Here is a 24905-nt window from a genome sequence, read left to right as displayed (position 1 = left end):
TCAGCGCGGCTCTATCGCTTTGATGTGCCGCGCCACCGCCACCCAGGCGCCGAGCAGGCCCAGCAGCGCGGCGCCGCCGGTGAGCGCCAGCAGATAGCTGAAGCCAGGGCCGCGCAGGGCGTAGCCGCTGTCGTAGGATGATGCCAGGGCGGATACCGGGCCGGACAGCAGCGCCGCACCGCCGCTTACCAGCAGCCAGGCGAGCAGGCCGCCGGCGACGCCGTAGCAAAGGCCGCTGTACAGGAAGGGCCGGCGCACGAAGGCGTCGGTGCCCCCCACCAGTTTGACCACCAGTATCTCCTCGCGGCGGCTCTCGATATGGAGGCGGATGGTGTTCACCACCACCAGCAGCACCCCCAAGGCCAGCAACAGCGCCAGGCCGGCGGACAACCGCCGGCCCAGTTCGGTCAGCTGCGCCAGGCGCTGTACCCATGCCATATCCAGCACTACGGCGTCGGTGAGCGCGCTGTCGCGCAGCTGGGAGGCAAGGGCCTCCAGCCGGTCGCTGGCGGTATCCCGCGGGCGCACCAGCAGCACCGCCGGCAGCGGATTGGCGCCGAGTCCGGCCAGTGCGTCGCCCAGGCCCGAGGCCTGCTGGAATTCCCGCAGTGCCTCCTCGGGGGAGATATAGGTGACCTCGGTCACGGCGGGATCGGCGCGCAGTTCCCCGGCAAAGGACTGCACCGCGGTGTCGCGGGCATCCTTGTGCAGGAATACCGAGATCTGCGGTTGGCCGTCCCAGCCGGCCACTGCGCGCTGGAAATTGAGCAGCCCCAGTTGCAACGCCGCGGGCAGGGCCAGGGCGATGGCGATCACCAGCGCGGTCATGCCGCTGGCCAGCGGTGCGGCGAAAAAGCGCCGCAGGGCCTCCACCGCCATCTCCCGGTGGTGACCGAGCCAGCTGTGCCAGCGATCCCCCAGGCGGGTGCGCGCCGCCACTGCCCCGGTGGGCCTGGGCTTGGCTTCCGGCTCCTGTCGCTGCGGCTTGCGGGACGCCCGCTGGGCCTTGTGCGCCGCCTGCGGCGGCCTATGGGATGACTGCTTCACGGCCGGGGACTCCGTCGTAGATCAACTGGCCCGCCTGCAGGGTGAGCACCCGGCGTTTCATGCGCGCGATCAGTTCCAGGTCGTGGCTGGCCACCATCACGGTGACACCCACGGCGTTGAAGTCGGCGAACAACTGCATGATCTCCGCCGACAATTGCGGGTCCAGGTTGCCGGTGGGTTCGTCGGCCACCAGTATCGCCGGCTTGTTCACCACCGCGCGAGCGATGCCCACCCGCTGCTGCTCGCCGCCGGAGAGCACAATGGGGTTCTGCTTCTCCTTGTGCAGCAGGCCCACCTTGTCCAGCGCCGCGCGCACCCGACGGCCCACCTCGCGTTTGCTGCACCCGGCCACCGACAGCGGCAGGGCGACGTTGTCGAACACATTGCGGTCGAACAGCAGCTGGTGGTTCTGGAAGACGATGCCGAGATTGCGGCGGTAGTAGGGGATCTGGCCGTTGCGCAGGCGACCCAGGTTCTGCCCGGCCACCAGGATGCTGCCGCGGGTGGGGCGCTCTATCGCCGTGAGCAGCTTGAGCAGGGTGCTTTTGCCCGCGCCGGAATGCCCGGTGAGAAACACCATGTCGCCGCGCCCGATGTCCAGGCTGACGCGCACCAGGGCGTCCTGGCCGGATTCGTAGCGTTTGTTGACACTGTCAAAGGTAATCATGGGCAAAGGTGATCATGGGGCCAAATATTCTTGTTATATGCGCGGCGGGGCGGCCAACGGCCGCTCCTACAAGAGAAAAATCAGGTTGGTTCGCGGCCAAACAGCGCGGCGACGAATTCCCGTGCCTTGAACGGCTGCAGGTCCTCCGCCTGCTCGCCGACGCCGATAAAGCGTACCGGAATCCCGAACTTGCGCGCCAGCGCAAAGATCACCCCGCCCTTGGCGGTGCCGTCCAGCTTGGTCAGCACCAAGCCGGTGACGCCCGCGGCGTCTCGGAACTGCTCCGCCTGGCTGATGGCGTTCTGGCCTGTGCCGGCGTCCAGCACCAGCAGCACCTCATGGGGCGCGCTCTCGTCCAGCTTGCCCATCACCCGGCGCACCTTGGTCAGTTCCTCCATCAGGTTTGACTTGGTGTGCAGGCGGCCGGCGGTGTCGGCGATCACGATATCGATACCCCTGGCCTGGGCCGACTGCACCGCATCGTAGATGACCGAGGCGCTGTCGGCGCCGGTGTGCTGGGCCACCACCGGCACATTGTGGCGCTCGCCCCAGACCTGCAACTGCTCCACCGCCGCTGCGCGGAAGGTGTCGCCGGCGGCCAGCATCACCGAGCGGCCCTCGTTCAGATAGCGGTGCGCCAGCTTGCCGATGGTGGTGGTCTTGCCCACGCCGTTGACGCCTACCACCAGGATCACGAAGGGTCTCTTCGCGGTGTCGATCTCCAGTGGCGCCTCGACGCCGTCGAGCAGGCCCGCCAGTTCCCCCTGCAGCGCATTGTACAGCGCCTCGCCGTCGGCCAGTTCGCGGCGGGATACCCGGTCGGTGAGCCGCTCGACAATCTCCCCGGTGGCCTCCACACCCACGTCCGCCATCAGCAGGTGGGTCTCCAGTTCCTCCAGCAGGTCCTCGTCGATCTCCTTGGCGCCCAGGAACAGGTTGCCCATACCCTCGGCGAACTGGCTGCTGGTGCGGCTGAGTCCGCGGCGGATGCGCGAGAAGAAGCCCTCTTTCTTCGCCGGCTGCGGTGCGCTTTCGGCAACCGCCTCCGGCCCCGCGGGCTCGGCGGGCTGTCGGGGCTCAGGCGCGGAGGGCTCCTCCGCCGGCGCTGATTCAGGGGCTGCCTCTTCGGCCTCGGTTTCGCCGGGCTTGGGCTGCTTTTTGCGCAGGAAGTCAAAGATCATTCGTGAGTCCGGATGTACCGCTTGCAGAAAGGCGCTAATCTTAGCACCGCTCCAGCCCCCACACAGCCGTTATAGAGAATCGCCTTGGCCAGAAGTCCCTCGCGCAAATCCGCCCCCCAATCCCTGTCCCAGCTGCGCATCATCGGCGGCCGCTGGCGGGGGCGCAAACTGCAGTTTGCGCTGGTCGCGGGCCTGAGACCCACCGGCGACCGGCTGCGCGAGACCCTGTTCAACTGGCTGCAGTTCCATTTGCCCGGCGCCCGCTGCCTGGACCTGTTTGCCGGCTCCGGCGCACTGGGGCTTGAGGCCCTGTCCCGCGGCGCGGCCGAAGTGGATTTCGTCGAACGGAACCGCAGCGCGGCACAGACACTGAAGGAGCAGCTGGGCGCGCTCCAGGCGCAAAACGGCAGCGTACACTACACTAGTGCGAGCGATTTCCTCGCCCATACAGACACCCGCTACGACATAGTGTTTGTGGATCCGCCTTTTGACGACGACCTCTGGCAGGAAACGCTCGCTGCCCTCGGCAAGCACCTGGCAGAGGATGCGCTGGTCTATGTGGAGACCCCCCGCGACAAGGCAGTCCTCCCACCGGACGGCTGGCAGATCGCAAAGGAAAAACGGGCCGGGCGGGTGTGCATGAGGCTGTTTTCTGTCACTGGATAAGAACCAGGGATTGCCATCCGGGTAGGAAGTCCATGTCCCTGACCGACTTGCTGGCCGTCGATTGCATCATTGTCGATCAACCCGCCTGCAGCAAAGACGAAATACTGACAAAGCTGGTAGGGCTGCTTGATCGCGCCGGCAAGCTTGCAGATGCGGCGGCCTTTCTCGATGCCGTTCGGGAACGCGAGGAGACCGGCAGTACCGGTCTGGAGCAGGGAGTGGCTGTGCCCCACGCCCGCTCCGATGCGGTCCGCGAGCCCGCGCTCGCCTTTGCAATAGTGCCGGAGGGTATCGATTTCAGGGCCCTCGATGGCCTTTGAGTGCGGGCTGCCGGCTCCCCACGGTGGAATTTTCGTAATTGCGCTGGTGCAGCACTGGCCGGGCTATCTCGTAGCCCTCCTGGCCGGCACTGTACTGACCGCTGTTCTGGTCGGCCTGCTGAAGCGATTCCGCCCCCCTCCCAAAGTGTCTTGAATTGTTTCCGGGTGTGCGCGAAGGTGTCACATGCGCACGCTTCCGGATTTTGAGCCCGGACCACAAATTGTTTACCATGCGCGTCCCGTTCGGCCCCACAGAGCCCAGGTCCATGAAAAAAGTCGTCTACCCCGGCACCTTCGATCCGATCACCAACGGCCATCTGGACCTGGTGGAGCGGGCCTGCCGCCTGTTCGACCACGTGATCGTGGCGGTGGCGGCAAGCACCCGCAAAAACCCGCTGTTCACCCTGGACGAGCGGGTAGACCTGGCCCGACGGGTGCTGGGGCACCTGCCCAACGTGGAGGTGATCGGCTTCGATATCCTGCTCGCCGACCTGGTGCGCCAGCTGAACGCCTACGGAGTATTGCGGGGCCTGCGCGCGGTTTCCGATTTCGAATACGAATTCCAACTGGCCAATATGAACCGCCAGCTGGCGCCGGAGATGGAAAGCCTGTTCCTTACTCCGGCGGAACACCTCTCCTATATCTCCTCCTCCCTGGTGCGGGAAATCGCCTCTCTGGGTGGCGACGTGGCCAAGTTCGTGCCGCCGGCGGTACAGGAAGCGCTGATGGAGAAATTCCGCTGAAACTGCGCTCCGGCGCTTTCTGATACACTCGGCGCACACCTGTTTGACCGGGAGTTTTCTTGTGCGCAGCCTGCTTCTCGCCCTCGCCGTTTTCCTACCCACCGCCTTTGCCGAAGAGCCTCAACCGGAAATCGCCACCGGCCGCGGCGAGATCAAATCCGCCAGCGCGCGGGAATATATGGCGGTCACCGCCAACCCCCTCGCCAGCCGCGCGGCGGAACAGATACTCGCCCGCGGCGGCACCGCGGTGGATGCGGCCATCGCCGCGCAAATGGTGCTGGGGCTGGTGGAACCCCAGTCCTCCGGCATCGGCGGCGGCGCCTTTATGCTGAGCTACCGCGCCGACAGCAAAAAACTTCACTATTACGACGGCCGTGAGACGGCGCCCGCGGCGGTGGACGAAAACTACTTTATGCGCGACGGCGAGCCGCGTCCGTTTTTTCAAGCGGTGATCGGCGGCTATTCGGTGGGCGTGCCCGGCGCGGTACGCATGTTGGAGCTGGCCCATCAGCGCGACGGCAAACTGCCCTGGAAAATCCTGTTCGAACCCGCCATCGAACTGGCGGAGCAGGGGTTCACTGTCTCCCCGCGGCTGCACCAGTTGCTGGAAAGAATGCCCCAGGTCGCCGCGCGCCCGGCCATCGAGGCCTACTTTTTCGACGCCGACGGCGAGCCACTGCCGGTGGGCCATAGACTGAAAAACCCGGACTATGCGCAGACACTGCACACCATCGCCGCGAAAGGTGCGGACGCCTTCTACGAAGGAGAAATCGCCGAGGCGATCGTCGAGGCGGTGCGCAAAGACCCGGACAACCCGGGGCTGCTCACCGAAAAGGACATGGCCGGCTATCGCGCGAAGGTACGCGAACCGGTGTGCAGTATTTTTCTCCAGTACCGCGTGTGCGGCGCTGCTCCGCCGTCCTCCGGCGGCACCACCGTGGGCGCCATCCTGGGGATGCTGGGGCATTTCCCGCTGAACGGCTATGAGGCGGGCGACAGCGAACTCACGCACCTGTTCGCGCAGGCGTCCGAGCTGGCGTTTGCCGACCGCAACACCTATGTGGGCGACCCGGATTTTGTCGAAGTCCCCACTGCAGCGATGGTGGCGCCGGCCTATCTGGCAAAGCGCGCCGAACTGATCGATCCGAAGAAAGCCACCGCGGTGACGCCCGGCAAGCCGGCGGCCTTCGCGCGCAAACGCCTGACCGCCAAATCTCCGGAGCTACCCAATACCAGCCACCTGTCCATCGTCGACCGCTACGGCAACGGCGTGAGCATGACCACCAGTATCGAGACCGGCTTCGGCTCGCGGCTGCTGGTGAAGGGCTTCCTGCTCAACAACCAGCTCACTGATTTTTCCTTTACCCCGAAAAATGCCGGCGGCGCCCTGGTGGCCAACCGCATCCAGCCGGGCAAGCGGCCGCGCTCGTCCATGTCGCCCACCATCGTGTTCGACGGGGAAGGGGACATGCGCCTGCTGGTGGGCTCCCCCGGCGGCTCGCGGATTATCGACTACACCGCGCGCACCGCGCTCTATCACCTGGGGCTGGGCATGCCGATCGCCGAGGCCATCGCCGCCGGCAATATCGGCGCAATCGGCGGCCGCGTGGAGCTGGAGATCGGCTACTTTTCCGCGGATACGGTAATGGCACTGGAAAAGATTGGCCACAAAGTCACCCGGCGCGACCTCAACAGCGGCATCCACGCCATCGCAATTGTCGACGGCGAACTGCGCGGCGGCGCCGATCCGCGGCGAGAGGGGAGTGCCCTGGGCGAGTAACCGGCTATGGAGCCGACCCAGCCGCCGGTTTCGGAATGATCTTTTCAATCAGCTGCACGGCACTGCCCCGCAGCAGGCCCGTCGGCAGGCCGTTGTCAGCCTTTTCGATCACGCCGCCCTCCGGGTCCGGTGTATCGTCGTTGATGCCGGCGGCGGCCAGGGCCTCGGAATTGGCCCAGATGGAGCGGTGGTCACGGGAGAAGAGCACTATCGGGATCAGGTCGTTGACCTGGTCCAACTGCGCCTTGTGCGGCGGCGCGTCGCCGAAGGCGGCGGCGTCCCAGCCCTTGCCGACGATCACCTGCAGATCCGTGTTGTCGCGAATGAATTTTTCCACCGCCTCGATATAGTCGCCCGGGCTGCGGCCCCCGCGCAGGTCCAGCAGCCGCTCGACGCCGGGGAGCTGCAGCGGCTCTGGTTCCGGCTCGGGCTGGGTCGCCAGATCCGCCGGCGCCTGCGGTTTTTCAGTGGTCGGAGATGGCTCCCTGCGGTCGCAGCCGGCGGCGAGCAACACCACGGCACAGACTATCCAGATGCTCTTCATCGTTTTTCCCTTCGCTAAAAAATGCGGCCTTCGGGACAAGTATAGAAGGGGGGCCTGCGTTGAATTAAAGCCATTGCCCAAACCGGGATTCACCGGCCTAGCAACTGGTACTCCGTGGGGTTATCCGGGCAGGGCCCCAGGCTGCACTCCAGGGTGGTGGACACCAGGTTGATCAGCGCTATGACCAGGAAGGAGACCGCTGCGAGGTTCGCGAGTGGAGAGAGGGCGCGCGGCGGCGCGTCCTCAAAATGCTCCAGCGCCAACGTCACCGCCGCGTACAGCAGCAGCGCGGAGAACGCGATGAAGGCCCAGGTGTAGAAGTGCAATCCCAGGAAGGGAGAACCGAACCCCGGATCGCCGGGTGCTATGTGCAGCAACACCTGGCGCCCGGCGGCGAGCAGCCCGCCCAGGGCGGACACCAGTATCACCGTGTAGTGCAGCGGCCGCGGCCCGCAGCGCAGGTTCAGCAGCAGGCCGATGCCCACCATAAGAAAGGCCACGCGCTGCAGCAGGCACAGCGGGCAGGGAAGTTCGCGCAACCACAGCTGCCAGATAAGGGCAAACCACAGGATGCCACTCACCCCCAGCAGCGCCAAGGCGTCGGCAGTGCGGAGCGGGCTGAAGGCGCGGGGCGTCTGCATGACTACAGCGAGATATCGAGGGTACTGGTCATGTGGAAGCGGCACCAGATAAGGAAGATCGCCAGGGTCACCAGCCACCACCAGAGGCTTGCCCGGCAATGGCCGCGCCAGGCGAGCCAGGCGGAAATCAGCGCGCTGAGGAAGGGCAGCATCATGACCATGAGCGGACACCGGGCTGACGGGAAACTGCCCGAAGTATAGAGAAACTTTCAGCGCTGGCAGCGACTGCAGAAGAAGGTGTTGCGCTGGGCCAGGATCAGGTCGCGGATCGCGCGGCCGCAGCCGGGGCAGGGCTGGCCGGCACGGCCGTAGACGTTGAGCTGCTGGGCGAAGTAGCCGGGCTGGCCGTCGCCGCCGATAAAGTCGCGCAGGGTGGTGCCGCCCTGTTCGATAGCGCGCGCCAGCACTTCCTTGATGGCCTCGGCCAGGCGCAGGTAGCGGGCGCGGGAAATGGAACCGGCGGCCTTGTCCGGGCGGATACCGGCGAGAAACAATGCCTCGCTGGCGTAGATGTTGCCCACTCCCACGACGATGCGCCCGTCCATGATCAGCGCCTTGACCGCCTGGCGGCGGCCGCGGGAGGCGGAAAACAGGTAGTCGCCGTGAAAGTCACCGGACAGCGGTTCCGGGCCCAGGTGGGCGAGCAGTTCGTGTTCCGCGGGCTCTCCACCGGTCCACAGCAGCGCGCCGAAGCGGCGGGGATCGCGGTAGCGCAGGACCAGGCCGCTATCCAGCTGCCAGTCGATGTGGTCGTGTTTTTCCGCCGCACACTCCGGACCTACGAGGCGCAGGCTGCCGGACATGCCCAGGTGCCAGATGGCGCAGCCCCGGTCCGTGTGCATCAGCAGATACTTGGCGCGACGCTCCAGACGCAGGATCTTTGCACCGGAGATGCGCCTCGCGAACCCCTTGTCCACCGGCCAGCGCAGGCGATGCTGGCGCACCCTGGCCGAGCGGACCCTGTGGCCCTCCAGGTGGGGGGCCAGACCGCGGCGGGTGGTTTCTACCTCGGGTAGTTCGGGCATTTTGCTTTGGGCTTGTTGGGTAGGGCGGGCCTCCGGCCCGCGAGCCGAGCTGGAGCTCGGCGCTCCCGGCACACACAAAAAAGCCCGGAAACTCCGGGCTTTTTCCATCCTGCTACAGGCACAATCGTTACTTGATCTTGCCTTCCTTGTACATCACATGCTTGCGGACAACGGGATCGTATTTCTTGATCTCCATTTTTTCCGGCATGTTGCGCTTGTTTTTGTCAGTAGTGTAAAAGTGGCCGGTGCCGGCGCTGGAATTCAGGCGAATTTTCTCACGCATTGTTCTGTCTCCGATCTCTTAGCGGACTGCCGCCGTTAAAATTTTTCGCCGCGGGCGCGCAGCTCGCTCAGCACGGTGTCGATACCTTTCTTATCGATCACGCGCATTCCTTTGGCGGATACCCGCAGCTTCACGAAGCGCTTCTCGGATTCGACCCAGAAACGGTGGCTGTGCAGGTTGGGCACAAAGCGGCGCTTGGTGCGGTTTTTAGCGTGGGATACATTGTTACCGGTGACCGGGCGCTTACCGGTGACCTGACATACCTTGGACATCTGATGGCCTCTTCAAAACTCTCGAGCCCGCTGTGACGGAGCGGTGCGGGGACTGATTAATCCGGTTCCTGGGCGGACGCGGTATCTGTATAGAATCTGGCCCGGCCGCAAAAGAGCGGCGTTTTATACCAGAAGAGCCCCTCGGGGGCAAGTTCTGAACAACAGAATCGGCCTGTGGGGGCTTGCCCGCAAGCGAACAGCTACGGAGTTCCGCCCTTTTCGCCTGCGCAAGCAGGCTCCTACAGAGAGCACAGCGCCAGGCACCGCATTCAGAGCCTGTTTGGAGTCTCGCGCAAAACTCGCCTGGCCGGCATGGGTGCCTCTTTCCGGGACCGTATGAGGCATGGATGCTGATTACGAGCGTACAGGGATGTATTTACAGCGCGTCCCGGAAAGAGGCACCCATACCGGCCCCGCACGGAACGGGGACGATATGAAGACTCCAAACAGGCTCTAAAGCAACCCCTGCTCGGCAAAAGACAGCGCCGCCCCTTCTCCCACGATCATATGGTCCAGCACCTTGATGTCCACCAGCTCCAGCGCCTGGCTCAACCGCTCGGTGATCCAGATATCCGCCTGGCTGGGCTCACTCACCCCGGAGGGGTGGTTGTGGGCCAGGATCACTGCCGCCGCGCCCTTGTGCAGCGCCGCCTGCACTACTTCCCGCGGGTAGACGCTGGCGGCGTTGAGGGTGCCTTCGAACAGCTCCTCGAAGGCGATGACCCGGTGCTGGCTGTCCAGGTAGAGGCAGCAGAATACTTCGCGCCGGCGGTGGCGCAGCTGCGCGGTCAGGTAGTTGCGCACGGCGTCGGGGCTACACAGGGCATCGGTGCGCTGCAGGGATTCCGCCAGGTGGCGGCGGGCCATCTCCAGCACCGCCTGCAGTTGCACATACTTGGCGTCGCCCAGGCCTTTGCCGCGGCAGAACTCCCGCTTGTCCGCCTCCAGCAGCGGGCGCAGGCCGCCGAAATCCACCAGCAGTTGGCGGGCCAGGTCCACCGCCGAGAGCCCGGGAACCCCCGTGCGCAGGAAAATCGCCAGCAACTCCGCATCCGAGAGTGCCTCCGGCCCCCGCTCCAATAATTTCTCCCGCGGCCGCTCCGCCGCCGGCCAGTCCGTGATCGCCATGGTCTCCCTCCCTGTTTATCCTTATTCGCGGGGCACAGAAATGCTAATCTTACCCGCTCTCCCGATTTTGGAAACCGCGCCTATGTCCTCCCTGGCCGACAAACACATACTGCTGGGCGTCACCGGCGGCATTGCCGCCTACAAGAGCGCCGACCTGGTGCGCCGCCTGAAGGAGCGCGGTGCCCGGGTGCGGGTGGTGATGACCGCCGGCGCACAGGAGTTTGTAAAGCCGCTTACCTTCCAGGCCCTCTCCGGCGAGCCGGTGCACACCGACCTGCTGGACCTGGCGGCGGAGGCGGCCATGGGACATATCGAACTGGCCAAGTGGGCCCAACTGATCCTGATCGCCCCGGCCAGCGCCAACCTGATGGCCAAACTGGCCGCGGGCATGGCGGACGACCTGCTCACCACCCTGTGCCTGGCGAGTGAGGCGGAACTGGCGCTGGCGCCGGCAATGAATCAGGCCATGTGGCGCCACCCGGCCACCGCCGCCAACAGGCAAACCCTGTTGAACCGCAACACCCGCATCTGGGGACCGGCGGCGGGCAGCCAGGCCTGTGGGGACGTGGGACCGGGTCGCATGCTGGAACCGGACGCCCTGGTGACGGAGGTGGAGACCCTGATGGCAGCGAACCCATCGCTGACGGGCAAAACGGTGGTGATCACTGCCGGCCCCACCCGCGAGGCGCTGGACCCGGTGCGCTTCCTCAGCAATCACAGCTCCGGCAAAATGGGTTTCGCCCTGGCGGCCGCTGCGCGCCGCGCCGGTGCCGAGGTCACCCTGATCGCCGGGCCGGTGTCCCTGGCCACACCGCCGGGAGTCAAGCGTATCGACGTAGTCGACAGCCGGGAGATGCGCGATGCCGCCGAGCGCGCCGCGGACCTGTGCGACCTGTTTATCGCCGCCGCCGCGGTGGCGGATTTTCGCCCCGCCACGGTGGCGGAGCAGAAAATAAAGAAGCAGGACGACAGCGAGGAAGACGTCGTGGCGCTGGTCAAGAACCCGGATATCGTCGCCGGTATCGCCGCGCGCAGCAGCCGGCGCCCCTTTACCGTCGGCTTCGCCGCGGAGACGGAAAAGGTACTGGAGCATGCCCGGGGCAAGCTGGTGCGCAAGAAACTCGACCTGATTATCGCCAACGATGTGAGCACGGAGGACGGCGGCTTTGACAGCGACCGCAACGCCGTTACCGTGATCGACAGCACCGGCAGCGAGACCCTGCCACCGGCATTGAAAACGGAACTGGCCGAGCGGTTGATCGAAATCATAGCCGCCCGAGCATTTGCACAATAATTGGAATCTTTCGTGTCTTCCCGCAAACAGAATCGTCAACCCCTGATTCACAGCGGCCTGCTGTTGCCGGCCCTGCTGGCCGCCGCGGTCTGGCTGGGCGGTGCCTATATCGTCGAACGCAACATCATCTCCCCGCGCAACGCCGCGCAGGCCGAGGAGGCCGCTCAGCGGCAGGGAGAGAAGTATGCCGCCGAACTGAGCCGCTATTTCGACGGGCGTGCCCGGCAGCTGGAAAGCATAGGCAAAGGCGGCCACACCCCAGTCGAACTGCAGAAGGGCGATTTCCTGCCGCCGCAGGCCTCCGCGCAGTTTTTTGCCGATGGCGGGATACGCGTCGGCGCGGGAGATAATCCTCCCCTCAATTTCGCTCTGGTGGACTTGCTCAAACGTAGCCAGACGGAAGGCCCGCAGCCGGCGGAATTTCTGCGCACCGGCGCCGGCGACAGCTGGCAGTTGCACAGCGCCGTTGCCGAAGAGGGCGGACTGCTGCTGATCACCCAGCCTTTTTCCGTCATCGAAAAAATCCTGCAGAAATTCGACAGCGGCAACGGCGCCATTGTCCTGGTCCAGAAATTTCCCGACGGCACACCGCAGACACTGTGGCGGGCGGGGCAGGGCAACAGCGGCAGCACCAGCGCACCGGTCGGCGGCAGCTACCTGATTGTGCAGTTCCAACCCTCCGCATCCTTTGCCCAGCGCCATGGTCTCGGCGCGCACTGGTGCTATATCGCCGCCGCGTTCGGGCTGCTGGTTTCCTTGTTGTTATTGCTGCGCTTCCTGCCCCGCAATGCCCCCGCACCCTGGGAACGCATCAACAATAAAATGAAACAGCACAGGGGCGGGGGGAAACCCGACGACGCGGAGCCGGAAGCCGAGCAGTTCCAGTCGCCGCCGGAACCGCGGGAGCCCGTTCCCACGCGTGCCGCCGCGCCCAGCGTGCGCGAAGAAGTTGTGGAAGAAGCCCCGGCGAAATCCCAGCCGCCCCTGGGCACCGACTTCCCCCGCCACGTGTTCCGCGCCTACGATATCCGCGGCGTAGCCGGCTCGGAAATCAACGAACCCTTCGCCTACCAATTGGGGCGCGCTCTGGGCACCCTGGCCCAGCACGTGGGCGAGAAAATCCTGCTGGTGGGGCGCGACGGCCGCAACAGCAGCGAACTGCTGAGCAGCTGCCTGATCGAGGGAATCCTCGACAGCGGCTGCAACAGCGTCGACCTGGGCCTGGTGCCCTCGCCGCTGCTCTACTACGCCTGCGTCCGCGGTAAAAACACCAGCAGCGGAGTAATGGTGACCGCCAGCCACAACCCGGCGGAGTACAACGGCTTCAAGATCCTGTTGCGCGGGCGTCCACTGGCCGAGGACAAGCTCTCGGGACTGCGCCAACTGATGCAAAAGGGTCCGTTCAAAAGCGGGCAGGGCAGCAACCGTCAACAGGATGTGCGCGAGAGCTACATCGAGCAGATCTACAACGACGTGGCGCTGGCGGGACAACCGCACCTGGTGGTGGACGCCGGCAACGGCTCCACATCCCTGTTGGCGCCCAGGTTGTTCGAACAGCTGGGCTGCGCGGTCACTCCGCTGTTTTGTGAAATCGACGGGGATTTTCCCAACCATCCGCCGGACCCTTCGCGGCCGGAAAACCTTCAGGCTCTGATCGAAAAGGTAACCGAGACCGGCGCAGACCTGGGTGTGGCCCTGGACGGCGACGGCGACCGGGTGACCCTGGTCTCCGCCTCCGGGCGCATCGCCTGGGCGGATCAGCTGGTGATGCTGCTGGCCCGGGACGTGCTCGCGCGCAACCCCGGCGCAGATGTGGTGTTCGACGTAAAAAGCAGCCGCGCCGTCGGCCAGTTGGTGAACCAGTACGGCGGCCGCCCGATCATGTGGAAGACCGGCCACGCCCCCATGAAAACCAAAATGCAGGAAACCGGTGCGCTGCTGGGCGGCGAACTGTCCGGGCATATTTTTATCAAGGACCGATGGTTCGGCTTCGACGACGGCATCTACGCCGCCGCGCGCATACTGGAAATCATGGCGCTGCGCGAGCAGAGCCTGGACGACTTGCTCGATTCGCTGCCACAGCTGGTAAGTACCCCGGAAATTCTTTTGCCGGTGGAGGAGGGCGAGAAATTCGCTTTGATCGAGCAGCTGAAAAACACCGGCGAGTTCGACGCGGCGGATATCAACACCATCGACGGCCTGCGCATCGAGTACGCCGACGGCTGGGGCCTGGTGCGCGCCTCCAACACCGGCGCCGCCCTTACCCTGCGTTTCGAGGCGGAAACCGAGGAAGCGCTGGAGCGCATCCGCAAACAGGTGATGACACAATTGAAAAAAATCGATCCCAAGCTGACGGTACCGGACTGGCAGCTGGTGTAGCGCCGTGCGCACCGAGAACCCCCGGAACACTTTCGGTGCGCACGGCGCACCCTACGAACAGGAACTTTCCCTTTATGTCATTGGATCAGAAATCCGCCCTACGCGTCGCCCAGGTACTGAACGAGGCGCTGCCCTATATCCAACGCTTCACCGGCAAGACGATAGTGGTGAAATTCGGCGGTAACGCCATGGTGGATGAAAAGCTGCAGAACAGCTTTGCCCGCGACATTATCCTGATGAAACTGGTGGGCATGAACCCGGTGGTGGTGCACGGCGGCGGGCCACAGATCGGTGAGCTGCTGGACAAACTCAGCATCGAATCCCGCTTCGTGGACGGCATGCGGGTCACCGACAGCGAGACCATGGACGTGGTGGAAATGGTCCTCGGGGGCACGGTGAACAAACAGATCGTCAACCTGATCAACAAGAACGGCGGCCGCGCCGTGGGTGTTACCGGCAAGGACGGACTGCTGATTCGCGCCAGGAAACTGCAGCGGGAAAACGCCGCCGCGGGCCTGCACGCCTCGGAAATTATCGATATCGGCCATGTGGGCGAAGTGGAGAGCATCAACACCGATGTCATCGACATGCTCATCCACAGCGACTTTATACCGGTGATCGCCCCTATCGGCGTGGGTGAGGACGGCGCTTCCTACAATATCAACGCGGATCTGGTGGCCGGCAAGATCGCCGAATACCTGCGCGCAGAAAAACTGATGCTGCTCACCAATGTAGCGGGCCTGCAGAACAAGGAAGGCGAAGTGCTCACCGGCCTCAGCACCCTGCAGGTGGACGGGCTGATCGCCGACGGCACCATCTATGGCGGTATGCTGCCCAAGATCGCCTGCGCCCTCGACGCGGTGAAATCCGGGGTAACTTCCGCGCATATCATCGACGGCCGCGTACCCCACGCGGTGCTGCTGGAAATTTTCACCGATATCGGCGTGGGTACCCTGATCACCAACAACGGCGCACAATCGCACCAATTGCCGGATAACATTGAAGCGCGCGAGACAAATCGCTAGGATTCCCGCGCCTCTCCCAGCCGGCAGAGCCGGCGGCGGCTCCCGCTTAGGGCCTGTTTGGAATTTTATACACAACTCTCCGGGCCGAGAGAGAGAGATTCCAGACAGGCGCTTACTCTCAAAGGCATAACAACAAGGCAGTCAATGAGCAGCGAAAAAATCAACCGGCGCCAACAGATACTGCAGGCCCTGGCGCACATGCTGGAGGCCAGTCCCGGCGCCCGCATTACCACCGCGGCCCTGGCCAAGGAAGTGGGCTTTTCCGAGGCGGCGCTGTACCGCCACTTTCCCAGCAAGTCCAAGATGTTCGAGGGCCTGATTGAGTTTATCGAGGACACCGTTTTCAGCCGCGTGTCCCTGATCCTGCAGGAGGAGCCCTCCGCCCTGGCGCGCTGCCAGAAAATCCTGCACCTGCTGCTGGCCTTCTGCGAGCGCAATCCGGGCATCACCCGGCTGCTCACCGGGGATGCTCTCACCGGCGAGACTGAACGGCTGCACGGCCGCATTCTGCAATTCTTCGACCGTCTGGAAACGCAGTTGAAACAGATCCTGCGTGAGGCGGAGCTGCGCGAGCAGCTGCGCCCGGCAATTCCCCTCGGCGGCGCCGCCAACCTGCTGTTGGCCAGCGCCGAAGGGCGCATCGTGCAGTACGTGCGCAGCGGCTTCAAGCGCAAGCCCACCGAGTACTGGGCAGAGCAGTGGCCGGTATTGATGGCGGGATTCTTTCGCGAGACGGCACTGGCGCAGTAAGAGGAAAATTCGACCTCAGTGCGGGGCCGGGTGGGGTACCGCTTTCCGGGACACGGGCTGGGCGCCCCCCTTTAATACGTCCACGTCCTTGTACGCTCGTAATCGGCATCCCTGCCTCACAAATCTGCCGGAGCAGATTTGGACGCCGAAGGCGCCCGCAGGGCGAACGCCAGGGATGGCGCGAGTCATCCGGTCCCGGAAAGCGGCACCCCACCCGGCCCTGGAGAGTTTCGCACGAGAGTCCAAACGGGCTCTAAGAGTAGTCGAGTGTAAGGTGCGCCGCGCGCACCGCCCGAGCAACGGTGCGCACGGCGCACCCTACGGGGCGATTTCCGCGTAGCGCCTGGCGGCGTGATCAAACTCCTTGTTGAGTCGCTCCGCCTCGGCTTCGCGCCGGCTCAGGCGCTCCTTCAGCACCCCGATTTCCTTTTTCAGGTCGGCGATGCGCGCCAGCAGCTCCGGCGGCACTTCGCGGCCGTTGCGCTGAGTGCGTGCGGCGGCGGTTTCTTCCTGCTCTACCTGCCGGTGAAGGCTGGTGATATTGGAGCGCATGATCGCCATATCCTGATTCACCACCGCCAGTTTGCGCGAGCGCGCGCTCTCGATATCCGCCACGCTGTTGTAGCGCTTGAGTAGTTTGAGGTCCTCTTCCCGCTGCGCCTTGCGGCGCTGCTGTTCCGCCAGCTCCTCGCCGCTGAGTTGCGGCGGCACCACTTTGAGCACGCGCCCGGAGAGACTGAGCACTTCGTAGCCATCGGCTACATAGCGGGGCGGCACCAGGTCGTCCAACACCTGGACACCCTGCTCATCCTTATAACGGTAGAGCACCTTGCCACTGAACTCGAAATCCCCCTTTTTTCCGGGTTGTGCCCATACGGGGGCCCAGGCGACGGAGAGCGCGAGGACGGCGGCCGGGAACAGGGGGGCGATTTTCATCGCTCTTCTCACATGGGTTGGTCGGGTTTGCCGGAGACGCCGTAGCGCCGCCGATAGTCCACTATCTTCTGCAAGGTCTCGCTGTCTTGCGACTCCTCCTGCAGGTAACGGACGATGTGATCCAGCTGCACAATGCTGATCACCGGGATATTGTACTGCTGCTCCACCTGCTGGATAGCGGACAGTTCACAGTCCTCGCCGGCCTTTTCCTGCCGGTTCAGGCCGATCACCACGCCGGCGGGCTCCGCCCCCTGCGCGGCGATGATTTGCATGACCTCGCGCACTGCGGTACCCGCGGTAATCACGTCATCAATGATCAAAACCTTGCCAACGGGCGGCGCACCCACTAAGGTTCCGCCTTCGCCGTGATCCTTGGCCTCTTTGCGGTTGTAGCAGAAGGGCTTGTCCACGCCTTTCTCTGCCAGCGCCACGGCGGTCACCGCTCCCAGCGGTATGCCCTTGTAGGCCGGCCCGAAGATGACATCGAACTCCACTCCCGAGGTCAAAATCGCCTCGGCATAGGCCCGCCCCAGTGCCGCCAGCGCGGCGCCGGTGTGGAATCGGCCGGCATTGAAAAAATAGGGGCTGCGGCGGCCGGATTTCAGTGTGTAATCGCCAAAACACAGCACCTGGTGATCCAGGGCCAGTTGGATAAAATCGCGCTGATACTGCTGCATGGAAATTTATTAACTATTGGCTAAGGTGAAGGGAGACTTCTCCACAGATGCCTGTCGGAGAATGACAGTCGAATAATGCTAGTGACAATGCGGGTAATCATACACAGTCCGCTGGTAAGGGGCTAATAATGCGAATAGTGAGTCTGTCGGTAGACGGAGTGCACCAGGCGGCGCAGCGCGGTCTTTACGACTGGCTGGCGGATCAGGACGCGGATATCGTCTGCCTGCAGGACCTGCGCTCGCTGGAGCCGGAACTGGACCACCCGATCTTCCATCCCGACGGCTATTACAGCTACTTCTTCGATTCCGGCAATCCCCACGAGAACGGCGTCGCCATCTATACCCGCTACCAGCCCAAGGCGCTGATCTACGGCATGGGTTTCTCCAACGGCGAAGATATGTACGGCCGCTATCTGCAGGCGGATTTCGAGCGCCTGAGCGTGGGCTCACTGCTGGCGCCGGCAGCCAGGGACGAGGCATCGCTGGAGAAGAAGGTGCAGTTTTTCGACGACATGCAGGCGCACCTGGTGAAGATCAGCCGCAAGCGCCGCGACTTTATATTCTGCGGCAACTGGGGCATGGCCCACCGCCGGGCCGACGTGCAGAACTGGCAGGACTACCAGGACACCCCCGGCTTTATGCGCCACGAACAACGCTGGCTGGACCAGTTGTTCAACGACATCGGCTATGTGGATGCCTTTCGCAGGGTTGTCAAAGATGCCGACGAGTTCACCTGGTGGCCCAGCGGCAGGGTGGGCGAGGGGGACGGCTGGCGGATGGACATGCAGATAGTGTCCCAGACCCTGAAAAACCGCATCGAGTACGGCGCCATCAACAAGAACGTGGACTTCTCCAGCCACCTCCCGGTGATTATGGATTACGACCTTGAAGTTTAATGCGGAATGATGAATGCGGAATACGCGATCTAGCTGATTGCCGCCGGGACGGCCATAGGCCGCGCGCGGGCTGACGGTTGACAGCGAAAGCCTTGGAGCACAGAGAAGCCTTTCCGCATTCCGCATTCCGCATTTATGGAGCACATCCCTGTGCTCCACTCGCTTCGCGAGCAGCCTTCGGCTGTGCAAATCCGTTCCCGACAGATTTGTCCGCATTATTCTGCCAGCGCCTTCTTCTGCAGCGCAGTCAGTTCGCCGATCCCCGCCTTCCCCAGCGCCAACATGCGCGAGAACTGGGCCTCGGTAAAGGGCGCCCCCTCGGCAGTGCCCTGCACCTCGATCATGCCGCCGTCTTCTGCCATCACCAGGTTCATATCGGTGTCCGCGCGGCTGTCCTCCGGGTAGTCCAGGTCCAGCACCGCCTCGCCCTCATAGATACCCACGGAGACCGCCGCGACGAGATTGACCAGCGGATCGGTATCGATGATTTTCTCCCGCTGCATATGGCGCAGTGCGTCCACCAGCGCCACACAGGCGCCGGTGATCGCCGCGGTGCGGGTGCCGCCGTCCGCCTGGATCACGTCGCAGTCCAGGGTGATCTGGTTTTCACCCAGTAGTTTCAGGTCCACCGCCGCGCGCAGCGAGCGGCCGATGAGCCGCTGGATCTCCACCGTGCGCCCGCCCTGTTTGCCGCGCGCCGCCTCCCGCCCCATGCGCGAGCCGGTGGAGCGGGGCAGCATGCCGTACTCGGCGGTGATCCAGCCGCTGCCCTGACCGCGCAGGAAGCGCGGCACCTCGGCGGCCACCGAGGCGTTGCACAGCACTTTGGTATCGCCGAACTCCACCAGTACGGAGCCCTCCGCGTAACGGGTGTAGTGGCGGGTAATGCGCACGGGGCGCAACTGTTCGGGCGCGCGGCCGCTGGGACGCTGCATGATTCACCTCGGGTCGGTTCAAAACGCGACATTATACCTGCCCGGGCCGCCCGCGGCGGCTGTGCTATGATTCCCGGCCACTTCGCGGAGAGACTTATGGCCAGCAATAAGGTTCACAACGACTGTGTGCGCAGCATGACCGCCTTCGGCCGCGCCGAGGCCCCATACGCTACCGGCACCGCCACCTGGGAACTGCGCTCCGTCAACCACCGTTACCTGGAGCCGCTGTTCCGCCAGCCGGAAACCGCGCGCCCGCTGGAATCCCAGCTGCGCGAGAAGCTGCGCAAGCAGCTCGCGCGGGGCAAGGTGGAGCTGACCCTCAGCCTCAAAGCCACCGGCAGCGAGAGCGCCAGCCTGGAAGTCAATCGCGAACTGATCCGCGCACTGGCGCAAGCCGCAGATTCCGTGGCCGCGGAGCTGCCCAACACCGCGCCGCTCAATCCCCTGGAACTGCTGCAGTGGCCCGGCGCTATCGCAGAACTGCAGACGGATGCTGAACAGCAGGCACAGGCGATCCTCGCGGCTTTCGACGAGGCCCTGTGCCAGCTCAACGCCAACCGCGAGCGGGAGGGCGCGGAGCTGCGCAAATTTATCGAAACCCGATTGCAGCGGGTCGAGGAACAGGTCGCGCGGGTTCGCGAACTGTTGCCGCAAATCCTGCAGGCACAGCGGGAAAAACTGCGCGGGCGGCTCGAAGAGCTGCTCGCAGAACTGGACCGGGACCGGCTGGAGCAGGAAATGGTATTTCTCGCCCAGAAGGCCGACGTGGATGAGGAGCTGGACCGCCTGGACGCCCACGTGGCAGAGACCCGACGCGTACTGAAAGGCGGCGGCCCCATCGGCCGGCGGCTGGATTTCCTGATGCAGGAATTCAACCGGGAGGCGAATACCCTCTCATCCAAATCCGCAGTGACCGATACCACCCAGGCGGCGGTGGAACTGAAGGTGCTGATCGAACAGATGCGCGAGCAGGTGCAAAATATCGAATAGCGCTCTCCACCCTTCACCCCTCCATACCAACAAAAAAGCCGCTCACCAGAGCGGCTTTTTTGCTTCGGCACAGCATTGCTGGATCTACATCTGTGCCCGCTCGACGTAATTCTGATATGCGGGTATTGCGATCGCGGCAATGATGCCGATAGACGCAATGCCGAAAAAAATACTGAGAATAAAGCCGACGATCACACCCGATGAATTGGGGATCGTCCTGGGTCCATATTCGTTGGTCCCCTCCTTGCCGGGGAAGAAAAGCAGGTAGATCAGAAGCCCCAGATTGACCAACGGCAAAACAAACAGCAGCAGCCAGATCCCCGAGTGCCCCAGATCGTGCAGGCGGCGTACATACAGGGAAAACCCGTAAACCATGCTGACCAGCAGCAGGACAACGTACGCCAGGGCTCCCAGCCATGCGCTGACAGGTGTGAACACGGCCACTGCCAGCGAGCAGGCCACCATAAAGATAAAAGAAGAGACCAGTAAATAGGTCACCAGACGCAGACGACCCAGGCGGCCGGAGAAGGAAAAGATCTTCGGCTCTGCCGGCTGTATATCCTTCTCCTGAACCAGGTCTGCGGTCTCCGGCGAAGCGTAGGGGTTGGCCACTGTGGACATGAAATTTCCCGTGTTTTTGTTATTTCCTCAAAAAACAGCCGGGTTTATCCCCCGGCTGTCGACCCGGATTATCTCAACCGCTCCTCAATCAGCAACAAGACGCCTCCTCTTTGGCAAAGTGACTGAGATCTATTTCTCAGTATTATCCGGACATATCCGCCTATCCTGTAAAAAATCCATTTTTTGCTCAGAACCTCGATATTTGTCTTTATTTTTCCATGAGGTAAGGAAGTATCTTTCCGTTATAGGTAAACATTAGGACAAAGTTGATTGGCGTGTTGCACTTCTTTCTCCCGAAAAATCACCCATTCGCACTAAATCGGTGCAAATAAATTTCACTCGATCCATTCACCCAGTCAAAAAGGAGGGACAGACAAAAAAATCCATACAGCACTAGAGAAGAGTCAAACGGCGTGCCTGAACAAAAAAGCGGACGCGACCGATAAGAATAACCATGGAGCATTGAGCAACAATGAAAGTACCTTTTAAAAACATCCTGCGGAAATCGGCAATGGCCGGTGCGGCCGCACTGCTGGCCGGTGCGCCTCTCGCAGCCACTGCGGTGGAACACAGCGGGCCCTCGGCGGTCCCCTCCAATACGGCGGCAGTCACCGACCGTATTATCGTCAAGTACAAGAACTCCTCGCAGATGGGCATCGCCTCCAGCATGTCCCGCGCGGCACTGGAAAACGCCTCACATCTGGCCGGCACCGAGCTGAAGCACATGCGGCGCCTGGCTACCGGCGCCCAGCTGATGCGTTTCAACGGCCGCAAGGGAAAGACGGAACTGGCGGAAATCATCAGCCGCCTGCAGCAGGACCCCAACGTGGAATACGTGGAACCCGACCTGCTGCTGCAGCCCATGGCCATCCCCAGCGATCCCCGCTACAACGAGCAGTGGCACTACTTCGAATCCACCGCCGGCCTGAACCTGCCGAGCGCCTGGGACACCACCCAGGGTGAGGGTGTGGTGGTCGGGGTCATCGACACCGGCTACCGCCCCCACGCAGACCTGGTGGACAACCTGCTGCCGGGCTACGACATGATCTCCGATTCGGAAATCTCCCGGGACGGCGACGGCCGCGACAGCGACGCCAGCGATGAGGGCGACTGGACCCCGGCCAACGCCTGCTACTCGGGCTCCCCGGCCAGAAACAGCAGCTGGCACGGCACCCACGTCGCCGGCACCATCGCCGCCGCGACCAACAACGGCATCGGCGTGGCCGGCGTGGCCTACAAGGCCAAGGTAGTGCCGATCCGCGTGCTGGGCCGCTGCGGCGGCTACACCTCGGATATCGCCGATGCGATCATCTGGGGCGCTGGCGGCTCCGTCAGCGGCGTGCCCGCCAATGCCAACCCGGCCCAGGTGCTGAACCTGAGCCTGGGCGGCGAAGGCAGCTGCGGCAGCACCACCCAGAATGCGATCAACACTGCGCGCAACCTGGGTGCCACCGTGGTGGTGGCTGCGGGCAATGAAAACACTAACGCCAGCAACTCGAACCCAGCCAACTGCTCCGGTGTGGTGACCGTGGCCTCGGTGGACAGATCCGGCGGCCGCGCCTTCTACTCCAACTACGGCAGCGTGGTGGATGTGGCGGCACCCGGCGGCGACACCTCCACACTCAGCAACGGCGTGCTGTCCACCCTGAACAGCGGCACCCAGGGCCCGGCCAACGACAACTACGCCTTCTACCAGGGCACCAGTATGGCCACCCCCCATGTGGCCGGCGCCGCGGCACTGCTCTACGCGGTAAATCCGAGCATCACCCCCACTGAGGTGGAGTCCACCCTGGTGAGCACCGCGCGCAGCTTCCCCGCGTCTTGCAGCCAGTGTGGTTCCGGCATCGTAGACGCCGCGGCCGCAGTGGCAGCGGCTGGCGGTGGCGGTGGCGGCGGCGGCACCGATCCGGGCGACGGCACGCTGGAAAACGGCGTGGCGGAAGCCAACCTGTCCGCCAGCACCGGCGAAGAGCTGCACTACACCCTGGAAGTGCCCGCCGGCGCCTCCAACCTGCAGTTCCAGATCTCCGGTGGCAGCGGCGACGCGGACCTGTACGTGCAGTTCGGCTCGGCGCCGACCACCTCCAGCTATGACTGCCGGCCCTGGCTGAGCGGTAACAGTGAGACCTGCAGCATCTCCAATGTGCAGGCCGGCACCTACTACGTGATGGTGCGTGCCTATAGCAGCTTCTCAGGCGTGAGCCTGGTGGGCAGCTTTGGCAGCAGCAGCGGCGGCGACAGTGGCTGGACCGAGACCAACCTCTCCGGCAACCAAGGCTCCTGGCAGCACTTCACCCTGGATGTGTCCTCCGGCATGTCCTCGCTGGACGTGCAGATGTCCGGCGGCAGTGGTGACGGCGACCTGTACGTGCGCTACGGCGCCCAGCCCACCACCGGCAGCTACGACTGCCGGCCCTTCCGCAACGGCAACAGCGAGAGCTGCAGTTTCAGCAGCCCGAGCGCGGGCACCTGGTATATCAGCATCCACGGCTACTCCGCCTATTCCGGGGTAACCCTGGGCGCGCAGGCGAGCCCTTAATCGCCGCAAAGGGAGGCCACCGGGCCTCCCTGTCCATAGGGGCGAAACCTTGTGTTCGTCCCTATGCGCCGCCCCAAAAACTCTAACGAATTCCGAAATCTGTCTCCCGCCGCCGTTTCCCGCACCCGCTCCCTGTGGCACAGTCCCCGCATCCCCCCATAAGAAATATAAAAGAGGTATCCGTGAGCCTGGTCACCCTGGCGATTCCCTTTTTCCTTATCGCAATACTGGTGGAGCTGGCGCTGGACCGCTGGCGCGGCTGGGGCCTGTACCGATTGAACGATGCCATCGGCAGCCTCAGCGTCGGCATCCTGAGCCGTATCACCGGTCTGCTGCGCAAGGGCGTACTGCTGCTGGTCTATATCCCGCTGTACGAATTGTTGGAGCCCTACTACCGGGCGGTGGGCTTCAACTGGTCGCTGGACAACGGCTGGCACCTGCTGCTGGCGGTGCTGGCCTACGATTTCTGCTATTACTGGAAGCACCGAATGGCCCACGAGATCAATCTCTTCTGGGCCGACCACCTGGTGCACCACCAGAGCGAGGACTACAACCTCACCACCGCACTGCGCCAGCCCAGTGGTGGTCCGCCCATCGGCTGGATTTTTTATATGCCGCTGCTGCTGATCGGCCTGCCGGCGGAGCTTCTGATCACTGCCGGCGCCATCGACCTGATCTACCAGTTCTGGGTGCACACGCAGAAATTCCCCAAAGTACGGTGGATGGAGTGGATTTTCGTCACCCCATCAAATCATCGGGTGCACCACGCGCAGAACAAAATCTATGTGGATAAGAATTACGGCGGCGTGCTGATTGTCTGGGACCGGCTGTTCGGCAGCTACCAGGAGGAGTTGGAAAAGGAACCCTGTATCTACGGGGTGCGCAAGCCGCTCAACAGCTTCGACCCCCTGGCCGCCAACCTGCAGCATTACAAGCGCATGGCCCTGGACGCCTGGCACACCAAAAGTTGGCGGGACAAGCTCACTCTCTGGTTCCGCCGCACCGGCTACCGCCCGGCGGATGCGGAGGCGGCGATGCCGGTGCCCTCCTGCGACCTGGACAATTTCCGGCGCTACGACCCGGAAGTGCGCCGGCCCCTGCGCCTTTATGCGCTGGCCCAGCACCTCTGCTACTCCGCCGCCACCCTGGCGCTGCTGTGGTATGCGGGGGAACTCGGCTATATTGAGCAGGCTGTCGGTGTGGCACTGCTGGCCGCCGGGCTGGTCGTCAACGGCCGCATCCTCGAGGGCCACCGGTTCGCCCGCTACGGGGAATTGGCGCGGCTGGCCGTATTGACCGCTGCCGCACCCCTATTGCCCGCAGTGCTGTTTGCGCCGCTCGCGGCCTACACCGCGGCCAGCGGGCTGGTCTGGTGGCGGTTGGCTTTTGCCGGCAAAGGCGCTACAGTCGGCCCGGTTAGCGATTAGCGACAGGAAGCCAGGATCGGCCGCGGCAGTTTTGCGGCGGCCAACTGAACTTCCGCTGGCGGTCCCGGCCGGGGCCCAGGTTGCGCATGCAGTACCACGCACCTGGAAATCCCAACACATCCCCCCAACCCCGGCCGGG

General features: G+C 63.8%; 26 protein-coding genes. 12 read left to right on the top strand and 14 right to left on the bottom strand.

The window, feature by feature from the left end; translation table 11 throughout:
- The 3 genes from ftsX to ftsY all read right to left on the bottom strand — a co-directional run bounded on the left by ftsX (position 1) and on the right by ftsY (position 2895).
- The gene (gene ftsX, locus FHS09_RS12165; RefSeq protein ID WP_343057476.1) at positions 1-1047 is read right to left on the bottom strand and encodes a permease-like cell division protein FtsX; all 1047 of its coding nucleotides are present in this window, start codon (positions 1045-1047) and stop codon (positions 1-3) included.
- A complete protein-coding gene (ftsE, locus tag FHS09_RS12160; protein WP_183460262.1) occupies positions 1028-1714 on the bottom strand; it encodes a cell division ATP-binding protein FtsE in 687 nt (228 codons plus the stop codon). Before ftsE ends, ftsX begins: the two co-directional genes overlap by 20 nt.
- An 80-nt stretch (positions 1715-1794) precedes the next feature.
- Positions 1795-2895, bottom strand: a complete 1101-nt coding sequence (gene ftsY / locus FHS09_RS12155) for a signal recognition particle-docking protein FtsY (RefSeq protein WP_183460260.1) — start codon at positions 2893-2895, stop codon at positions 1795-1797.
- An 84-nt stretch (positions 2896-2979) separates the two neighbouring features.
- Between ftsY and rsmD the strand changes: the two genes are divergently transcribed.
- From rsmD to ggt, 4 genes are all read left to right on the top strand, one after another.
- A complete protein-coding gene (rsmD, locus tag FHS09_RS12150; RefSeq protein ID WP_183460258.1) occupies positions 2980-3561 on the top strand; it encodes a 16S rRNA (guanine(966)-N(2))-methyltransferase RsmD in 582 nt (193 codons plus the stop codon).
- Between the two features lie 32 nt (positions 3562-3593).
- Positions 3594-3881: a PTS sugar transporter subunit IIA gene (locus FHS09_RS12145; protein ID WP_183460256.1), complete on the top strand. Its 288-nt coding sequence runs from the start codon at positions 3594-3596 to the stop codon at positions 3879-3881.
- A gap of 266 nt (positions 3882-4147) precedes the next feature.
- Positions 4148-4624 carry a pantetheine-phosphate adenylyltransferase gene (gene coaD / locus FHS09_RS12140; RefSeq protein WP_183460254.1) on the top strand — a complete coding sequence of 159 codons (477 nt, stop codon included), beginning with the start codon at positions 4148-4150 and terminating at the stop codon, positions 4622-4624.
- A 61-nt stretch (positions 4625-4685) separates the two neighbouring features.
- Entirely contained in the window at positions 4686-6404 is a 1719-nt protein-coding gene (gene ggt / locus FHS09_RS12135) for a gamma-glutamyltransferase (protein ID WP_183460252.1), read from the top strand.
- 4 nt (positions 6405-6408) lie between these two features.
- Here the strand turns inward: ggt and FHS09_RS12130 are convergent, their stop codons facing one another.
- From FHS09_RS12130 to radC, 7 genes are all read right to left on the bottom strand, one after another.
- Positions 6409-6948 (bottom strand): amidohydrolase family protein, encoded by a 540-nt coding sequence (locus tag FHS09_RS12130; RefSeq protein WP_183460250.1) that lies wholly within the window; start codon positions 6946-6948, stop codon positions 6409-6411.
- A gap of 89 nt (positions 6949-7037) precedes the next feature.
- Positions 7038-7589 carry a disulfide bond formation protein B gene (locus FHS09_RS12125; RefSeq protein WP_183460248.1) on the bottom strand — a complete coding sequence of 184 codons (552 nt, stop codon included), beginning with the start codon at positions 7587-7589 and terminating at the stop codon, positions 7038-7040.
- Positions 7590-7591: 2 nt separating this feature from the next.
- Positions 7592-7750, bottom strand: a complete 159-nt coding sequence (locus FHS09_RS12120) for a DUF5993 family protein (RefSeq protein ID WP_183460246.1) — start codon at positions 7748-7750, stop codon at positions 7592-7594.
- A 48-nt stretch (positions 7751-7798) separates the two neighbouring features.
- Positions 7799-8614 carry a bifunctional DNA-formamidopyrimidine glycosylase/DNA-(apurinic or apyrimidinic site) lyase gene (gene mutM, locus FHS09_RS12115; RefSeq protein ID WP_183460244.1) on the bottom strand — a complete coding sequence of 272 codons (816 nt, stop codon included), beginning with the start codon at positions 8612-8614 and terminating at the stop codon, positions 7799-7801.
- A 127-nt stretch (positions 8615-8741) separates the two neighbouring features.
- On the bottom strand, positions 8742-8897 hold the full coding sequence (rpmG, locus tag FHS09_RS12110) for a 50S ribosomal protein L33 (RefSeq protein WP_183460242.1): 156 nt from the start codon (positions 8895-8897) through the stop codon (positions 8742-8744).
- A 35-nt stretch (positions 8898-8932) separates the two neighbouring features.
- Positions 8933-9169, bottom strand: coding sequence for a 50S ribosomal protein L28 (rpmB, locus tag FHS09_RS12105; protein ID WP_183460240.1), 237 nt, complete (start codon positions 9167-9169; stop codon positions 8933-8935).
- Between the two features lie 453 nt (positions 9170-9622).
- Positions 9623-10297 carry a RadC family protein gene (gene radC / locus FHS09_RS12100; protein WP_183460238.1) on the bottom strand — a complete coding sequence of 225 codons (675 nt, stop codon included), beginning with the start codon at positions 10295-10297 and terminating at the stop codon, positions 9623-9625.
- Between the two features lie 82 nt (positions 10298-10379).
- On the opposite strand from radC, the gene coaBC reads away from it, so the two are divergent.
- The 4 genes from coaBC to slmA all read left to right on the top strand — a co-directional run bounded on the left by coaBC (position 10380) and on the right by slmA (position 15745).
- Positions 10380-11591, top strand: a complete 1212-nt coding sequence (coaBC, locus tag FHS09_RS12095; protein WP_183460236.1) for a bifunctional phosphopantothenoylcysteine decarboxylase/phosphopantothenate--cysteine ligase CoaBC — start codon at positions 10380-10382, stop codon at positions 11589-11591.
- Between the two features lie 12 nt (positions 11592-11603).
- On the top strand, positions 11604-13970 hold the full coding sequence (locus FHS09_RS12090; protein ID WP_183460234.1) for a phosphohexomutase domain-containing protein: 2367 nt from the start codon (positions 11604-11606) through the stop codon (positions 13968-13970).
- A 74-nt stretch (positions 13971-14044) separates the two neighbouring features.
- Positions 14045-14995 (top strand): acetylglutamate kinase, encoded by a 951-nt coding sequence (argB, locus tag FHS09_RS12085; protein ID WP_183460232.1) that lies wholly within the window; start codon positions 14045-14047, stop codon positions 14993-14995.
- A 144-nt stretch (positions 14996-15139) separates the two neighbouring features.
- Positions 15140-15745, top strand: a complete 606-nt coding sequence (gene slmA / locus FHS09_RS12080) for a nucleoid occlusion factor SlmA (RefSeq protein ID WP_183460230.1) — start codon at positions 15140-15142, stop codon at positions 15743-15745.
- Positions 15746-16063: 318 nt separating this feature from the next.
- Here the strand turns inward: slmA and FHS09_RS12075 are convergent, their stop codons facing one another.
- Positions 16064-16681 (bottom strand): hypothetical protein, encoded by a 618-nt coding sequence (locus FHS09_RS12075; RefSeq protein WP_183460228.1) that lies wholly within the window; start codon positions 16679-16681, stop codon positions 16064-16066.
- A gap of 8 nt (positions 16682-16689) precedes the next feature.
- Positions 16690-17358, bottom strand: a complete 669-nt coding sequence (gene pyrE, locus FHS09_RS12070) for an orotate phosphoribosyltransferase (RefSeq protein WP_183460226.1) — start codon at positions 17356-17358, stop codon at positions 16690-16692.
- Positions 17359-17486: 128 nt separating this feature from the next.
- Here pyrE and FHS09_RS12065 point away from each other — a divergent pair, with 128 nt between their 5' ends.
- Positions 17487-18254 carry an exodeoxyribonuclease III gene (locus tag FHS09_RS12065; RefSeq protein WP_183460224.1) on the top strand — a complete coding sequence of 256 codons (768 nt, stop codon included), beginning with the start codon at positions 17487-17489 and terminating at the stop codon, positions 18252-18254.
- 215 nt (positions 18255-18469) lie between these two features.
- Here the strand turns inward: FHS09_RS12065 and rph are convergent, their stop codons facing one another.
- The gene (gene rph / locus FHS09_RS12060; RefSeq protein WP_183460222.1) at positions 18470-19189 is read right to left on the bottom strand and encodes a ribonuclease PH; all 720 of its coding nucleotides are present in this window, start codon (positions 19187-19189) and stop codon (positions 18470-18472) included.
- 96 nt (positions 19190-19285) lie between these two features.
- Here rph and FHS09_RS12055 point away from each other — a divergent pair, with 96 nt between their 5' ends.
- Entirely contained in the window at positions 19286-20179 is an 894-nt protein-coding gene (locus FHS09_RS12055; RefSeq protein WP_183460220.1) for a YicC/YloC family endoribonuclease, read from the top strand.
- Between the two features lie 84 nt (positions 20180-20263).
- On the opposite strand, the gene FHS09_RS12050 is transcribed toward FHS09_RS12055, so the two are convergent.
- Entirely contained in the window at positions 20264-20800 is a 537-nt protein-coding gene (locus FHS09_RS12050; RefSeq protein WP_183460218.1) for a DUF805 domain-containing protein, read from the bottom strand.
- Between the two features lie 472 nt (positions 20801-21272).
- Between FHS09_RS12050 and FHS09_RS23140 the strand changes: the two genes are divergently transcribed.
- The gene (locus tag FHS09_RS23140) at positions 21273-23339 is read left to right on the top strand and encodes a S8 family peptidase (protein ID WP_183460216.1); all 2067 of its coding nucleotides are present in this window, start codon (positions 21273-21275) and stop codon (positions 23337-23339) included.
- Positions 23340-23521: 182 nt separating this feature from the next.
- Positions 23522-24766: a sterol desaturase family protein gene (locus tag FHS09_RS12040; protein ID WP_183460214.1), complete on the top strand. Its 1245-nt coding sequence runs from the start codon at positions 23522-23524 to the stop codon at positions 24764-24766.
- The last annotated feature ends 139 nt before the right edge of the window (positions 24767-24905 follow it).

Origin of the sequence: Microbulbifer rhizosphaerae (genome assembly GCF_014191725.1) — a bacterium.
Lineage (GTDB): Bacteria > Pseudomonadota > Gammaproteobacteria > Pseudomonadales > Cellvibrionaceae > Microbulbifer > Microbulbifer rhizosphaerae.
Note: the sequence above shows the minus strand (reverse complement) of the source record. Positions and strands in the feature narration are given on the sequence as shown.